The sequence below is a fragment of the Bradyrhizobium sp. CCBAU 45321 genome (assembly GCF_028128975.1).
GTDB classification, from domain to species: Bacteria; Pseudomonadota; Alphaproteobacteria; order Rhizobiales; family Xanthobacteraceae; genus Bradyrhizobium; species Bradyrhizobium yuanmingense.
In genome coordinates, this window is record NZ_LFKZ01000124.1 from 248,316 (window position 1) to 263,475 (window position 15,160).

Below are 15,160 nucleotides of genomic sequence, written 5' to 3' on the forward strand. Positions count from 1 at the left end.
GGAACGGCGCCTTCCAAGCAGTTTACGCCTTTGCCTGCAAGGCGGCCACCAGCCCCGGCACAAACTTGTTGACCCAGAACATCTTCTTGCTGCCCTTGACAACCACGACGTCGCCTGCCTTCAGCAGGTTTGCGACCTCCGCCGGTTTCAGCGTGGCGGGATCGTCGTGCCAGCCAAGACCCTTGCCCGAGGGCAATGCGTCGAACAGGTGGCGCATCAGCGGCCCGACGCAATAGACGCCGTCGATGCCGTCGAGGTGGCTGGCAAGGCCGGTGTGATAGCTCGTTGCGTCCGCGCCGAGCTCGAGCATGTCGCCGAGAATCGCGATGCGGCGGCCGCCGCTCATGTTGCGCGCCTGCAGGCTTTGCAGCGCCGCGGCCACGCTGGCCGGATTGCCATTGAAGCTGTCGTCGATCACGGTGACGTCGCCGACCGCCTGCTCGACGCCGCGGCCGGTCATGATGCCGACGCGGTCGAGCTTGACCGCGAGGGTCGCGACGTCGAGATGCGCGGCATGAACCGAGGCGAGCGCGGCCAGCGCATTGTGCACCCGGTGCGGCGCGCCAGGGGTGAGGCTGAAGGCGATCTCCTTCCTGCCGATCGCGGCCACGACCTGCCAGCTCTCGCCGTGCGGCGCGTGCGCGACCTCGTGCACCTCGGCATGCTCGCCGCCGAAGCGCACGACCTTGCCCTTCCACTCGGAAGCCTTGATTCCGGCGGGCAGCACCAGCACGCCGTTCTCGGGCAGTCCGAGCGCGATCGATACCTTCTCGCGCCGGATGGCTTCGAGCGAGCCGAGCTTTTCCAAATGCACCGGCTGGACGTTGACGACGAGCGCGACGGTCGGCTGCGTGAGCTCGCTCAATCGCGCGATCTCGCCCTTCTGGTTCATGCCCATCTCGACGACCCAGAGGCTGGCGTCCCGTCTGGCATTGCACAGCGTCAGCGGCACGCCCCAGAAATTGTTGAAGCTCGAGGGGCTGGCATAGGCGTTCGGATAGGCGGCGAGAAATTCCTTGGTGCTGGTCTTGCCGGCGCTGCCGGTGAGCCCGATCACCGGGCCATTGAAGCGTGCGCGTGCGGCGCGCGCGAGGCCCCAGAGGCCGTCGATCAGCGTGTCCTTGACGACGATCTGGGGGATGCGGATGCCCGCGATCTCGTGCGGCACGATCATCGCCACTGCGCCTGCGGCTTCCGCCTTGTCGGCGAACTCCCAGCCGTCGCGCGCACTGGCGAAAGCCGAGACGAAGCCGCCGCTCGGCGTGCCGCTCAGCGCAACGAACAGGCTGCCCGGCTTCACCAGCCGGCTGTCCTGGGTGACGAAATCGATCGGCGTCTCCGGGAACGATCCGGCGACGCCCAGCGCGCGCGCGACCTCGGCAACCGTCCATATTGGCCCGCTCATGCGACCCTCGATGCTAGTGCGGCAGCGACCGCCTCGTGATCACTGAAAGGCAGCACCTCGCCGCCGACGATCTGCCCGGTCTCGTGGCCTTTGCCGGCGATGAGCAGCGCATCGCCGTCCTGCAAGTCCTCGATCGCGGCGCGGATCGCCTCGGCGCGGTCGCCGATCTCGCGGGCGCCCTTGGCGGCGGCGAGGATCGCGGCGCGGATCGCTTCCGGCTTCTCGCTGCGCGGATTGTCGTCGGTGACGATGACGGCGTCGGCGTTCTCCGCCGCGATCTCGCCCATGATCGGGCGCTTGCCGGCATCGCGGTCGCCGCCGGCGCCGAACACGACGACCAGCCTGCGCTTCGCATAAGGCCGCAGCGCCTGCAGTGCCTTCGCGAGCGCATCGGGCTTGTGCGCATAGTCGACGAAGATCGGCGCGCCGTTGCGCTCGCCGACGCGCTCGAGCCGGCCCTTGGCGCCTTCGAGATGTTCGAGGCTCGCAAACACGTTTTCAGCATCGCTGCCCGTGCCGATGGCAAGGCCGGCCGACACCAGCGCATTCTCGATCTGGAATTCGCCGACCAGCGGCAGCCGGATCGCGTAGGCCCTGCCGCGATGTTCGACGGTGAGCTTTTGCGAGAAACCTTCGACCACGGCCTCGGTGAGGCGGATGCCCTCGCCCGCCCCATCGCCGTTGCGGCCGACCGCCATGACGCGCAGGCCACGCGATTTCGCCGCATCAATCGCTTCCGCCGAGCAATCATGATCGGCCGAGATCACCGCGGCGCCATCAGGCGGCACCAGCTCGCGGAACAGGCGGAGCTTAGCCGCGAGGTAATGCGCGACGGTCGGATGGTAATCCATGTGGTCGCGGGAGAGATTCGTGAAGCCGCCGGCCGAGATGCGCACGCCGTCGAGGCGAAATTGGTCGAGCCCGTGCGAAGATGCCTCGAAGGCGAGATGCGTGACGCCCTCGCGCGCGATCTCGTCCAACTGCCGGTGCAGCGCGATCGGATCCGGCGTGGTCAGCGAGCCATAAACGGTGCGCTTTTGCGATACCAGACCGATGGTGCCGATGCTGGCGGAGGCGTGCCCGAGCCGCTCCCAGGTCTGGCGCGTGAACGCGGCGACCGAGGTCTTGCCGCTGGTTCCGGTCACCGCGGCGATCGTCGCAGGCTGTGCCGGGAAAAACCTCGCAGCGGCCAACGCCAACGCGCGGCGCGGATTGGCGCTCGTGATGAACGGCACCTTGCACGCGGCCGGTGCATGGTCTCCGACGACGGCCACCGCGCCCGCCGCAATCGCGGCATCGACGAAACGGGCGCCGTCGGTCTTGCTGCCTGCGAGCGCGAAGAAGAGATCGCCCGGCTTGACCACGCGGCTGTCGAGTGCAACGCCGCTCACCTCGAGCGCCGCAGCAGCGGGCTCGATTGCGGCGTCATTGCCCTTGACATCCTGACCCAAGAGGTCGCACAGCTTCATGGTGTTCCAGTCGACATGCCCTGCCGGAAAGCCGAATCCTCCGGGGAAAATCCCGACTCAGCAGCGGCGATGGCCCACCCGGTTGATTACTGGGTTGTCCTGGATGCTGCAAGAATAAGGCGCTCTGCAGGCGGCAGCTCGAACCGCGGCTCGACCCCCAGAAGCGGCGCGATACGCTCGATCACCTTGCCGCCGGTCGGCACCGCGTTCCAGCCCGAGGTGATGAAACCATGCGTTTCGGGCAGTGCCTGCGGCTCGTCCAGCATGATCAGGACGTGATATTTGGGATCATCGCAGGGCAGGATGGCGGTGAAGGAATTGAGCACGCGCTTCTTGGCGTAGCGGCCGTTGACGACCTTCTCGGACGTGCCGGTCTTGCCGCCGACGTAATAGCCCTTGACGTCCGCCTTTCTCGCCGAGCCGACTTCGGCATTGAGCCGCATCAGGAACCGCATCTTGTCGCTGGTCTCCGGCTTGATGACGCGCTTGGCCATCGCCTGGGCTTCGGATTCGCTGCGCTTCAGGAATGTCGGCGGAATCAGATAGCCGCCGTTCACCAGCGCGTTGATGCCCATCACCGCCTGCAGCGGCGCCACCGACAGGCCCTGGCCGAACGCGGCGGTGACCGTGTTCAGTTCGCTCCAGCGCCGCGGCAGCAGCGGCGCCGCGCTCTCCGGCAATTCGGTGCGCAGCCGCGTCGTCTGGCCTAGCTTGGCGAGGAATGCCTTGTGCGCCTCGACCCCCTGGTTGAGCGCAATCCGCGCCGCGCCGATGTTGGAGGAATAGGTGAACACTTCCTTGGTGTTGATGAAGCGCCCGACCGGATGGCTGTCGTGGATCGTGAACTTGCCGTAATGCAGGTTTCCGCGCGCGTCCCACATCGAGTTCAGACTGATCTTGCCGGAATCGAGCCCCATCGCCAGCGTGAACGCCTTGAAGGTCGAGCCCATCTCATAGACGCCGGTGGTGAGGCGGTTGATGCGGTCGGGGTCGTGCGCTTCCTTCGGATTGTTGGGATCGAAGTCCGGCAGCGAGACCATCGCCACGATCTCGCCGGTCTTGACGTTTGAGACGATGCCGGAGGCGGCCTTGGCGCGGAACTTGTCCTTGGCCTTCAACAGCTCGTCGCGCAGCGCGTGCTCGACGCGCAGATCGACCGCGAGCTCGATCGGCTTCTGCAACCGGTCGGTGGCAAAGCCGGCGCGGTGCAGGTCGGCGAGCCCTTGATTGTCGAGCCACTTCTCGAGGCCGGCGATGCCCTGGTTGTCGATATTGACGAGACCGATGAGGTGAGCGACCTCGTTGCCGGTCGGATAGACGCGCTTGTTCTCGCGCAGGAAGCCGATGCCGGGAATGCCGAGCTTGTGGACGGCCTGCTGCTGCGCCGGCGTGACCTCGCGCTTGAGCCAGACGAAGCCCTTGCGTGTCCTCAGGCGCTCGCGTACCTCGGCCTCGTCGAGGTCGGGAATGGTCGCGGTGAGGAGCTCGATCGCCTCGTCCTTGTCGATGATGCGGCGCGGCTCGCCGAACAGGCTCGCCGCCTTGACGTCGGTCGCAAGGATGGCGCCGTTGCGATCGACGATGTCCGGCCGCGCGGTCGCAACCACCTCTTGCGCTGCGGCGCGGCGCGCGCTGTGGGCGTCGGCGCCGATGGCGAACATCACGAGCCGCCCGCCGATCAGGGCATAGACCGAAGCGAAGGCGAGCATGGCGAGGCCGACACGCGCGCGCGCCTTCGCGGCGCGATCGACGTTGCGCCCGTAGAGCAGGCTTCGGATCAGCCGCCGCCGCCAAGGCTCAGTCGACTTTTCGGCCAGCTTTTCGATGGGTTTTGCAGGCGTTGCCGGGCTCATTGCTTGTCCTCGGGCTGAGGCACGGAGCCCGTCACCGTGTCGGGATCGCTCGCAGCTTCAATGGTCTTGAGCATGGCCCCGATCGGATCGGGCTCGCCCGGCCTGAACATCCGGGGCGGACGCTCCGGCAGGTTCTTCAGCAAATCATATTGCGTGCCATTGACGGGCTTGAGGTGCAGATGCCGGTCGGACAGGCCTTGGAGGCGGTGGGGCGCATCGAGCTTGGCCCATTCGGCGCGCAGCGCCGCGATCGCATCGCGCTGCTCGCGGATCTCCGCACGCAGCCGCAGCACCTTCTCGGTGCGCGCCGTGGAGTCCATCTTGATCCGGTAGACATGGGCGGCTGCGAAGATCAGCGCACCGATGACGAGGAGGTGGATGATGCGCATGCGCTAGCCGCCCCTCATCACGTCGGCGAGCTTCGGCCAGGACGATGCCTCGTCGGTCTCATGCGCCGGCGCCGAGGTGCGCTCGGCGGCGCGCAGCTTTGCCGAGCGCGCGCGCGGATTGTGCGCAACTTCGTCCTCGCCGGCGACGACCGGCCGCCGCGTCAGCAGCTGGAAGCTCGGCGCAACCTGGGCGACTTCCGGCAGATGCCGCGAGCCGCCGCCGGTCTTGGAACGCTCGGCGAGGAAATTCTTGACGATACGGTCTTCCAGCGAATGGAAAGAGACGACGACGAGGCGGCCGCCGGGCTTGAGCACGCGCTCGGCCGCAGCGAGCGCGGTCTGGAGTTCCTCGAGCTCTTCGTTGACGAAGATGCGCAGCGCCTGGAACGTCCGCGTCGCCGGATGAATGTCGCCGGGCTTCGATCGCACCACCCTGCCGACGAGATCGGCGAGCGCGCGCGTGGTCGTGAACGGGGTCTCCTCCCGGTCCGCCACGATGGCACGGGCGATGCGGCGCGAATGCCGCTCCTCGCCGAAGAGATAGATGATGTCGGCGAGATCGCCTTCCGAGGCGCGCGCGACGACGTCGGCCGCGGTCGGGCCTGTCTGGCCCATCCGCATGTCGAGCGGACCGTCGAGGCGGAAGGAGAAGCCGCGGCCGGCCTGGTCGAGCTGCATCGAGGATACCCCGACATCCATCACGACACCGTCGACGCCATCGACGCCATGCGCGGCGCAGACCTCGGCGAGATTGGAGAAGCGGTCCTCGACCAGCGTCAGCCGGCCGGCGGCGCGTTCGACCAGCTCGGCACCGCCGGCAATGGCGGTGCGATCGCGATCGATGGCAATCAGTCGGGTTCCCGGCACGTCCAGGATCGCGCGGCTATAGCCGCCGGCCCCAAAGGTGGCATCGACATAGACGCCGCCCTCGCGCGGAGCGAGATGCGCGATGGCCTCACGGCCCAGAACGGGGATATGCGGAGTCGAGCTCATGGGCGACGCCTGCCGGCCGCCGGCCGAAATACCCGAGCGGAATCGAGGCCGAACAAGCCCATAACGCCTCGAATCATTGCGCGTCGCGGCGGTTCCACGACAAAGCCCCCGTCCAGCATGGTTACCGAGCCCGATCGTCCCTGGCCACAAACCCAGTGTTCCCAGCGGAATTTGTCGGGCAGCCATGGGATTTCGAGCCAAAATACGCTTTGGCCGCCTCCGGACGCGGGTCGGCTCTTCATCCCTCAGTAACGGCCCTTAGCGTTAAGAAAGCGTTGCTCGGTTCGAGACAAGTGGAAAAGGTGACGATGGGGTGATGCGTCATCCACACACATTGCCAAAATGAATCCGTTAACCGCGCCGCGCGATTGCGCGCGATGGAGGGTAAAGGAATAGTAAAGAGAAGGGCTTGCCCCACTCTCCGTCGATTTGAGCTGCTCATGCCCTCGGGTTCGTCCACGCCTGGATCTGATTCGAAGCGTCACCGCGTTCTCCCGGTTCCCAAGACCGTGGCGGGCCTGCGCACCTTCGAGCCCGATTCCTCGATCGTCTCCGACATCATCCCCTCCCCGAACCATGGCGAGCGCAACAAGGGACGGCAGCCGGACATGATCGTGCTGCACTACACCGGCATGCCCGATGTCGAAGGCGCGCTGGCGCGCCTCTGCACCGCCGGCACCGAAGTGTCGGCGCATTATGTCGTGCTGGAGGACGGCCGCATCGTGCAATGCGTGCCTGAGGCCAAGCGTGCCTGGCACGCCGGCGTCTCCTCCTGGGCCGGCGAGGACGACATCAACTCCTGCTCGATCGGCATCGAGATCATCAATCGCGGCCATGATTGGGGCTATCCGGAGTATCCGCTGCGCCAGATCGCTGCCGTGATCGCGCTGTGTCGCGGCATCATGCTCCGCCGCAAGGTGCCGGCGCACCGGGTGCTCGGCCATTCCGACGTCGCGCCCGCCCGCAAGAAGGATCCCGGCGAGAAATTTCCGTGGCATTCGCTGGCCAATTCCGGCGTCGGCCACTGGGTGACGCCTGCGCCGATCGTCCGCGGCGAGACTCTCATGCTCGGCACCATCAGTGACGCGGTGCTGAGCATGCAGCAGGCGCTGGCAAGGTACGGCTATGGCGTGCCCCTGAACGGCAAGTACGACGCTGCGACGATGGAAGTCGTCACCGCCTTCCAGCGCCATTTCCGCCCGGCGCGGCTGGACGGCGTCGCCGATCATTCGACGCTGTCGACCTTGCAAGCGCTGCTGGCGAGCCTGCCGGCGGAAGGAACGCCGGTGGCGTCGACATAGCAAAGGTCTTCCGAGAATGTGACCTCTTGCTCCGTCATGCCCGGGCTTGTCCCGGGCATCCACGTCTTGCCTCCGCGCATGCGAACGTGGATGGCCGGGACAAGCCCGGCCATGACGGAAACTCAATCCATCTCCCTCATTCTTCGCGCATAGAGCCTTCGCAACGGCGCGAGCTGTGTCGCCGCCGTCGCTGCACGATAGGCCTCGCGCGCCTCCTCCGTCCTGCCGAGCCGCCGCAACAGATCCGCGCGCACGGCGGGCAACAGCTCATAGCCGCGAAGCCCGCCGCGCGCGGCGATCGCATCGACGAGATCGAGCGCTCGTGCCGGCCCATCGACCATCGACAGCGCCGCGGCGTGATTGAGCTCGATCACCGGCGACGAATTGATGCGCAGCAGCACCTCGTACAGCCCCGCAATCTGCGGCCAATCGGTCTCCTCGAAGCTCGGCGCACGCGCATGCAGCGCTGCGATCGCGGCCTGCACCGCATAGGGTTGTGGCCGGCCCGGCACGCGCAGCGCGTGCTCCACCAGCCGTAGCCCCTCGTCGATCTGCGCGCGATCCCACAACGAGCGGTCCTGCTCTTCGAGCAGGACGATGTCGCCGGCCGGCGTCTGTCGCCCGGCGCGGCGCGCGTCGTGCAGCAGCATCAGGGCCAGCAGGCCCTTGATGCCGGCGCGGTCGGGCATCAACCGGTTCAGCAGGCGGCCAAGCCGGATCGCCTCGCTCGCCAGATCGGGCCGCATCAGGTCCGCGCCCTCGGTCGCGACATAGCCTTCGGTGAAGACGAGATAGATCACGGCGAGCACGCCATCGAGCCGCGGCGCCAGCATCTCGCGCTCCGGCACCTCATAGGGGATGCCGGCAAGCCTGATCTTCTGCTTGGCACGGACGAGCCGCTGCGCCATCGCTTCCTCGCCGACGAGGAAGGCGCGTGCCACCTGCGCCGTCGACAGTCCGCACACGGTGCGCAGCGTCAGCGCGACCTGCACCTCGGGCGCGAACGCGGGATGGCAGCAGGTGAAGATCAGCCGCAGCATGTCGTCGTCAAGCGTTGCGGTCGGCTCGTCCGGGCCCAGCGCGTTAAGCTCGAGCTCGTGCACCAGCGCCTGCTGCTTGCCGCGGAACACAGCCTGACGGCGGATGCGATCGATCGTCTTATGCTTGGCGACGTTGACGAGCCAGGCGCGCGGATTGTCGGGGACCTCACACGCCCAGCGTTCCAGCGCGACCGCAAAAGCATCCTGAAGCGCGTCCTCGGCGAGATCGAAATCGCCGACGAGACGGATCAGCGTGGCCAGCGCCCGCCCCGCCTCGTCGCGGAAGATTTTGCCGATCTCGCTCGGGGTCATGTCACGCGATCACTCCCCTCTCGTCATTCCCGGGCGCGGCAAAGCCGCAGGCCCGGAATCCATAACCACGATTCGGGGATATGGATTCCGGGCCTGCGCCTTTGCGGCGCATCCCGGAAATGACGAAGGTGAGAGCCGTCACTTGTCGTAGACCCAGATCGGCCGCACCTCGATCGAGCCGATGCGTGCGCTCGGAATCCGCGCCGCGATCTCGATGGCGGCGTTGAGATCCTTGGCTTCGATCAGGTAATAGCCGCCGAGCTGCTCGCGCGTTTCCGCGAACGGACCATCGGTCGTCAGCGTCTTTCCGTCGCGCACGCGCACCGTTGTCGCGGTCGTGGTCGGCTGCAAGCGGTCGCCGGCCTTGAAATTGCCGTTCTGGATGATGTCTTGCGTGAAGGATTGATACTCGGCCAGGATCTTCTGGCTGGTCGCCGCGTCGATCTTCGCGTACTCGACCTCGTTCTGGTAGATCATCAGCAGATATTGCATTGCTTCACTCCTGTGTTCGGCTCCATCGCCGACATCCAGTCGAACGGGGCACGCGCCAAACGACATCTTCAGGATAAATTATTTCTGGGCGAGCGTGCCTCGCGATATCGGCTTGACGAAACCGTCACAAATGCCCATGCCTAAAGCCGTCAGTCGGCCGGACGGCCGCTCCGGCAGGTGCCGAAAGGCCGCCGGGGAGGAAAGTCCGGGCTCCCTTGACATGCGGTGCCGGATAACGTCCGGCGGGGGTGACCCCAGGGAAAGTGCCACAGAGAACGAACCGCCCGCCTTCGCCCTCCGGGGCTTCGGCGCGGCAAGGGTGAAAAGGTGCGGTAAGAGCGCACCGCGGGTCCGGCAACGGAGCCGGCATGGCAAACCCCACCGGGAGCAAAACCGAATAGGGACGGCTTAAGCGGGCTGTTCGCGAAAGCGATAACGCCGCGGGGCGATGTCAGGCCCGCCGTCCGGGTAGGTTGCTCGAGGCCGTGTGCAAACATGGTCCCAGAGGAATGGCCGTCACGTATCGTTCGCGCAAGCGGACGGTGCCCTACAGAACCCGGCTTACAGGCCGGCTGATATCTTGCAACGAGGGGTTCGATGCTAGCGCATCGGACCCCTCACCAATTGTACGAGCGCGCAAACATTCAACCAGTGTCATTCCGGGGCGTGCGCAGCACGAACCCGGAATCCATCGCGCGGCAGTGTCGGTGGATGAATGGATTCCGGGTTCTCGCTTCGCGAGCCCCGGAATGACGAACTACGCCACGATCTCGCTCAACACTTTCATCAACACCTCCGGCGCCGTCACATTCGGCGCGTGGCTGGCGTCGAGTTCGACATAGCGCCAGCCCTCCTCGCTCTTCGTGCGCTGGGCAAACTGCCCGAACACATCGCCGGGCGGAAGGCGTGTGCAGTAGATGTAGCTGCGCGGCATCTCCGGCTCGCCGTGTTCGAGCCTCAGGCGCGTCTCGAAGCACTTGATCGGCATCGGGACGCGGCGCGCGTTGAGCCAGTCGAGATCGGCCGGCGAGGTGTCCGGCGGCGGCGGGTTCGGCGGGATGCGATAGCCGTCGCCCGAGCTGACTGCCTTGCGCATCGGCACGCGCCCGCCCTCGTTGAGGTCGAACAGCGACTGGCCGTCACGCGGCACGAAGGCGTCGAGATAGATCAGCTGCGTTACGCGCTCGCGCGCGCGGTCGGCGACGCCGGTCGCAACCATGCCGCCATAGCTGTGCCCGAGCAGCACGATGTCGCTGAGGTCCTCGAAGGCGATGACGTTGAGGATGTCCTGGATGTGCGTGTCGAGATCGAGCGACGGATTGGCCAGATGCGCGCGGTCGCCGAGCCCGGTGTAGGTCGGCGCCACCAGGCGGTGGCCGGCCTGCGCCATCAGCGGGTGCATCTTCTTCCACGCCCATCCGCCGGACCACGCGCCGTGACAGAGCAGGAAGGTCTTCGCGCGCGGGGCCATCGGGGTTTCCATCATTCTTGCTTGATATGATGGAGTGTAGCGGCATGCCGCGCGATGTAAACGCCGCCTCAGGCGGCGCGCGTGTCTGCCTTCACCAGCACCGGCGCAAGCTCGCCGGCGTTACGCCGCAACTTGCCCGCCTCGAAACCATGCATGCCGAGCTGCCATTGCAGGCCGACGATGGCGCCCTTGGTCGGTTGCAGCAGCGCGAGCGAGGCCAACAGCGTCACCGGCAGCCACACCGCGAGTTGCAGCCATTCCGGCGGGGCGTAGGCGGTCTCGACCGCGAGGATCGCCGGGACCACGAGATGGCCGACCACCACCATCACGAGATAGGCGGGAAAGTCGTCGGCGCGCTGGTGGAACAGCTCCTCGCCGCAATGGTCGCAAGCCTCCGCCACTTTCAGGAAGCGGCCTTGGCCAGAGAGACCGTCGCCGGAGAGATAGACATGACCACACCTCTTCCTTTTCGATGATCCATACAATACTATCTTGTATCCATACATTCAAAGGTTATGGGCCTAAATTGCATGGAATGGATCCCTACAATCTCGGAGCTTTCGGGCCCGCGCTACCAGCGCATCGTCGAGGCCATGGAGGCGGACATTGCCGCCGGCAGGCTGGTGCGCGGTCAACAGCTGCCGACGCAGCGCGCCCTAGCAAAGGCCCTCGGCATCGACCTCACCACGGTGACGCGCGCCTACACCGAGGCGCGGCGCCGCGGCATCATGGAAGCCCGGGTCGGACAGGGCTCGTTCGTGTCGGAGACCAGCGCGCGGCGCGCGGTCGACCTGCCGCACCCGGTCGCGATCGACCTGTCGATGAACGTGCCGCCGCACCCGCTGGAGGCGCAGCTCGACGAGCGCATCATTGCCGGACTGGAGGCCCTGCGCGCGCAATCGGGCCTGACGGCGTATCTGAACTATCAGCCGCCCGGCGGCAGCGCGCATGAGCGCGAGGTCGCGGCGCGCTGGATGCGCGCCCGCGTTCCGCATGCGCAGGCCGACAGGCTGGTGATCTTTCCCGGCGCCCAGACGATCCTCTTCAACCTGCTCGGCCATCTTGCGCGCCCCGGCGACACCGTGCTGACCGAAGCGCTCACCTTCCCCGGCATCAAGGCCGCCGCGGCACTGCTCGGCGTCACGCTCGTCGGTGTCCCCATGGATGAGGACGGCATCCTGCCGGATGCGCTGGCAAAGGCGTGCCGCGCGCATACTCCGAAAGCCGTCTATCTCATTCCGACGCTGCACAATCCGACCACGGCGACGCTTTCCGCCGAGCGGCGCGGCACTATTGCGAAGATCATCCGCGATGCCGGCACCATCCTGATCGAGGACGATGCCTACGGGCTGCTCGACCGCTCGGCCTCGCCCGTCGCGAACCTCATTCCGGAGCGGACTTATCTTGCGACCACGCTGTCAAAATGCATCGCGCCGGCGCTGCGCGTTGCCTATCTGGTGACACCCGACGGCGGCGCGCAGCGGGACATGCGCACCTCCCTGCAGGCAACCGTGCAAATGCCGGCGCCTCTGATGGTCGCGCTGGTAACGCATTGGATCGAAAACGGCATCGCCGACCGCATCGTCAGCGCCATCCGCAACGAGGCGGTCGGACGCCAGCAGCTCGCGCAACGCGCACTGAAAGGCTTTCAGTTCCTCGCCAGGCCCGCTGCGCATCATCTCTGGTTGCGGCTGCCGGAAGGACGCCCCGACGTCGCGGCACATCTGCTGCGGAACGGGCTTGCCGTCGTCGCCGGCGATGCCTTCACCGTCGACGGGGCGCCGCCGCATGCGGCACGCGTCTCGCTCGGCGCGGCCCGGAACAGATCGGAATTGACGGACGCGCTGCGTATCCTGGTCGGCGCGCTGCAGAAGCCTGCCGACACGAGGCAGATCGTCTAGTGCGGAAATGGCTTCCTTCACCTCTCCCGCTTGCGGGAGAGGTCGCGCCGAAGGCGCGGGTGAGGGCTTTCTCCTCTGGGGGATTGTCCCGTTGTGGAGACACCCTCTCCCCAACCCTCTCCCGCAAGCGGGCGAGGGAGCGCACCTCCCTCGTAGCAATCGGGCTACATTCATCGCACTTTAGATCACCGACGGTGAAGCGCCCGCAGATCACGCTTGCATGCGGCATGGATTGACCTCGATGCCGGCAGGCATGTTATGCGAGCCGTGCGATCAACCGTTCAGGGTCGCCCCTTGCGACAAGGACAATCTGTTGGAAACGCTCACCTACGTCCTGCTGCTGCTCGGCGCGCTCGCCGGCGGCTTCGTCTCGGGACTGGCCGGTTTCGGCACGGCGCTGATGGCGCTCGGCATCTGGCTCTACGTGCTGCCGCCCTCGCTCGCGGTGCCCCTGGTGCTGATCTGCTCGGTCATCGCGCAGACCTCGACGCTGCCCTCGATGTGGAAGAATTTCGATCTCTCGCTGGTCTGGCCGTTCCTGATCGGTGGACTGATTGGCGTGCCGCTCGGGACCATGATGGTCGCCTCCGCGGACCCGGAGGTGTTCAGGCTGAGCGTCGGCGTGCTGATCCTGATCTTTTCGAGCGCGCTGTATCTGAACAAGAGGCCGTTCGCGATCAAAATCGGCGGCCGGGTCGCAGACGGTGCGATCGGCTTTGCCGGCGGCATTCTGGGCGGACTTGCCGGATTGTCCGGCCCGCTGCCGATCCTTTGGGCCAACATCCGCGGCTGGAACAAGCACGAGCGGCGCGGCATCTTCCAACTCTTTAACTTCACAGTGCTCGCCACCGCGCTGGTGTTGCAAACGGCATCAGGTCTCGTCGCCCTCAAGGTGGTCTGGCTCGCGGCCGTCGCGTTTCCGGGCACGCTGGTCGGCGCCTGGGCCGGCGCGCGCGTCTACCATGCGCTGAACGACAAGCATTTCGGCGATGTCGTGCTCGGCCTGTTGTTCCTGTCGGGCCTGACGCTCGTCTGGAACAGCATCGGCGCGCTTTAGCTCCGCGCCTCTTCGCGGCGTGCGTCATGCCCCCGGCCGGCGCCGGGGGGATAACCAAGCTGTCTCTATGCAGGCTCGCGGACGAGAGGTGCAGCGGGTTCGGGGCGCTCTTGCTCCGGGGCCCTCCCCTGAGGTGGCAATGTAAGGCGCTTTTCGAACTCGCGTCGCAACAGCCACACGCTCAGGACGGCCTGGAGTGCGACCGTCGCAAGCGACAAATACCAGACATGCTCCATCCGGAAGCCCGGCCAGGTCGAGAGCCAGATCGACGGCAGCGAGTAGGTAATCACCCGCACTGCCGAGGTCCACAGCACCGGCTTGGTGTTGCCAAGCCCCTGAAACATGCTCGAGCAGGTGAAGATCAGCCCCTGCACCACCATATTGAGCGAGACGATGCGCAGAAAAAGCGATGCAACCGCCATCGTCTCCTGGTCCTGCGAGAAGCCCGCAAGCAACAGACCCGGCATGAGTTGCACGAGTACCAGGAAAACAATCATTACGGCGGTCGCGATCAGCGCCGCCTTGACGAAGGTCTCCCGCACGCGCGCGCCGTTGCCCGCACCGAAATTCTGGCCGGCGATAGGTCCTGCAGCAAGGGCGATGGCAAGCGCTGGCATCTGGATCAGGCCGAGAAGGCGCGTTCCGATGCCAAATCCTGCCTGCGCCGCCGGGCCGAATACGCCCAGCACGTAAAAGCCGACCCCCATGATGATGAAGACCATCACGAACTCGCCGCCTGCGGGCAGACCGACACCGAGGATCCGCTTCCACTGCGAAAGCCGCGGCCGCCACTGCGCGGGATGAAAGGCGACATAACGCTCTCGCTTGAGGAAGTGGGCCAGCAGCATCAGCACGCCGACGGCGACCGCGATCGAGCTCGCCAGCCCCGCGCCGGCGACGCCGAGCGCATGGCCCGTGCCCCAGCCCGAGATCAACACCGGCGCCAGCGCGATGTTGATCGCGACCGCGAGCGCGCGCACGACCATTGCGGGGCGCACGATGCCGGTCGCGCGCAGCGCCGAAGCCAGCACCTGCATGGCGAATTCCAGCGCGAGCGCCGGCATGAACCACAACAGATAGGTGCTCCCCGCCTCGACCGTGGCCTGGTCGGCCGCGACCGAGCGCATGTAGGGGCGCGACAGCGCCGCACCAATCACGAGGGTCGAGACGCCCGCCAGCACCGACAGCACGACCGCCTGGTTGAAGATCAGATTGGCGTCCCGCCGGTCCTTGCGTCCCACCGCATGCGCAATCAGCGCCACTGTCCCGACGCCGAGCACCTGCATCAAAGCGTTGACGAGAAAGCCGGCATTGCCGGCCGCGGCGACGCCGGCAACCGCGGCATCGCCGAGGCTAGACACGAAATACAAATCGACCAGCTGGCAGATCATGATCGAGATCATGCCGGCCATGATCGGAGGCGCCATGCTCAGGATGTGACTTGCGATGGAGCCGTGCGTCAGGTCTTTCATGTCAT

At 66.3% G+C, this 15,160-nt stretch carries 13 protein-coding genes and 1 other RNA gene; 4 read left to right on the forward strand and 10 right to left on the reverse strand.

Features of this window, described 5'->3' with window-relative positions:
• Window positions 1–22: 22 nt before the first annotated feature.
• The 5 genes from ACM43_RS21390 to rsmH all read right to left on the reverse strand — a co-directional run bounded on the left by ACM43_RS21390 (window position 23) and on the right by rsmH (window position 6,109).
• Window positions 23–1,405 carry a UDP-N-acetylmuramoyl-tripeptide--D-alanyl-D-alanine ligase gene (locus tag ACM43_RS21390; RefSeq protein ID WP_271542681.1) on the reverse strand — a complete coding sequence of 461 codons (1,383 nt, stop codon included), beginning with the start codon at window positions 1,403–1,405 and terminating at the stop codon, window positions 23–25.
• Window positions 1,402–2,874, reverse strand: coding sequence for a UDP-N-acetylmuramoyl-L-alanyl-D-glutamate--2,6-diaminopimelate ligase (locus ACM43_RS21395; protein WP_271542683.1), 1,473 nt, complete (start codon window positions 2,872–2,874; stop codon window positions 1,402–1,404). The genes ACM43_RS21390 and ACM43_RS21395 overlap by 4 nt, the downstream gene beginning before the upstream one ends.
• Before the next feature lie 86 nt (window positions 2,875–2,960).
• Window positions 2,961–4,727: a peptidoglycan D,D-transpeptidase FtsI family protein gene (locus ACM43_RS21400; protein ID WP_271542685.1), complete on the reverse strand. Its 1,767-nt coding sequence runs from the start codon at window positions 4,725–4,727 to the stop codon at window positions 2,961–2,963.
• Entirely contained in the window at window positions 4,724–5,116 is a 393-nt protein-coding gene (gene ftsL, locus ACM43_RS21405) for a cell division protein FtsL (RefSeq protein WP_128263717.1), read from the reverse strand. The genes ACM43_RS21400 and ftsL overlap by 4 nt, the downstream gene beginning before the upstream one ends.
• Window positions 5,117–5,119: 3 nt before the next feature.
• Window positions 5,120–6,109, reverse strand: coding sequence for a 16S rRNA (cytosine(1402)-N(4))-methyltransferase RsmH (gene rsmH / locus ACM43_RS21410; protein ID WP_271542687.1), 990 nt, complete (start codon window positions 6,107–6,109; stop codon window positions 5,120–5,122).
• Between the two features lie 440 nt (window positions 6,110–6,549).
• On the opposite strand from rsmH, the gene ACM43_RS21415 reads away from it, so the two are divergent.
• The gene (locus tag ACM43_RS21415) at window positions 6,550–7,410 is read left to right on the forward strand and encodes an N-acetylmuramoyl-L-alanine amidase (protein ID WP_225136852.1); all 861 of its coding nucleotides are present in this window, start codon (window positions 6,550–6,552) and stop codon (window positions 7,408–7,410) included.
• A 122-nt stretch (window positions 7,411–7,532) separates the two neighbouring features.
• Here the strand turns inward: ACM43_RS21415 and ACM43_RS21420 are convergent, their stop codons facing one another.
• Entirely contained in the window at window positions 7,533–8,762 is a 1,230-nt protein-coding gene (locus ACM43_RS21420) for an RNA polymerase sigma factor (protein WP_271542690.1), read from the reverse strand.
• A 138-nt stretch (window positions 8,763–8,900) separates the two neighbouring features.
• Window positions 8,901–9,254 (reverse strand): YciI family protein, encoded by a 354-nt coding sequence (locus tag ACM43_RS21425; RefSeq protein WP_157286942.1) that lies wholly within the window; start codon window positions 9,252–9,254, stop codon window positions 8,901–8,903.
• A 149-nt stretch (window positions 9,255–9,403) separates the two neighbouring features.
• Here ACM43_RS21425 and rnpB point away from each other — a divergent pair.
• Window positions 9,404–9,834: RNase P RNA component class A (gene rnpB / locus ACM43_RS21430), an RNA gene on the forward strand.
• Between the two features lie 177 nt (window positions 9,835–10,011).
• Here the strand turns inward: rnpB and ACM43_RS21435 are convergent.
• Together ACM43_RS21435 and ACM43_RS21440 are read right to left on the reverse strand one after the other, a co-directional pair.
• Entirely contained in the window at window positions 10,012–10,725 is a 714-nt protein-coding gene (locus ACM43_RS21435) for an alpha/beta fold hydrolase (protein ID WP_271542692.1), read from the reverse strand.
• 68 nt (window positions 10,726–10,793) lie between these two features.
• Window positions 10,794–11,210 carry a DUF983 domain-containing protein gene (locus ACM43_RS21440; protein WP_271542694.1) on the reverse strand — a complete coding sequence of 139 codons (417 nt, stop codon included), beginning with the start codon at window positions 11,208–11,210 and terminating at the stop codon, window positions 10,794–10,796.
• Between the two features lie 45 nt (window positions 11,211–11,255).
• Here ACM43_RS21440 and ACM43_RS21445 point away from each other — a divergent pair, with 45 nt between their 5' ends.
• Window positions 11,256–12,626 (forward strand): aminotransferase-like domain-containing protein, encoded by a 1,371-nt coding sequence (locus ACM43_RS21445; RefSeq protein ID WP_271542696.1) that lies wholly within the window; start codon window positions 11,256–11,258, stop codon window positions 12,624–12,626.
• 313 nt (window positions 12,627–12,939) lie between these two features.
• Window positions 12,940–13,683 carry a sulfite exporter TauE/SafE family protein gene (locus ACM43_RS21450; RefSeq protein WP_271542697.1) on the forward strand — a complete coding sequence of 248 codons (744 nt, stop codon included), beginning with the start codon at window positions 12,940–12,942 and terminating at the stop codon, window positions 13,681–13,683.
• Between the two features lie 65 nt (window positions 13,684–13,748).
• On the opposite strand, the gene ACM43_RS21455 is transcribed toward ACM43_RS21450, so the two are convergent.
• Window positions 13,749–15,155 (reverse strand): MATE family efflux transporter, encoded by a 1,407-nt coding sequence (locus tag ACM43_RS21455; protein WP_271542699.1) that lies wholly within the window; start codon window positions 15,153–15,155, stop codon window positions 13,749–13,751.
• Window positions 15,156–15,160 lie beyond the last annotated feature (5 nt).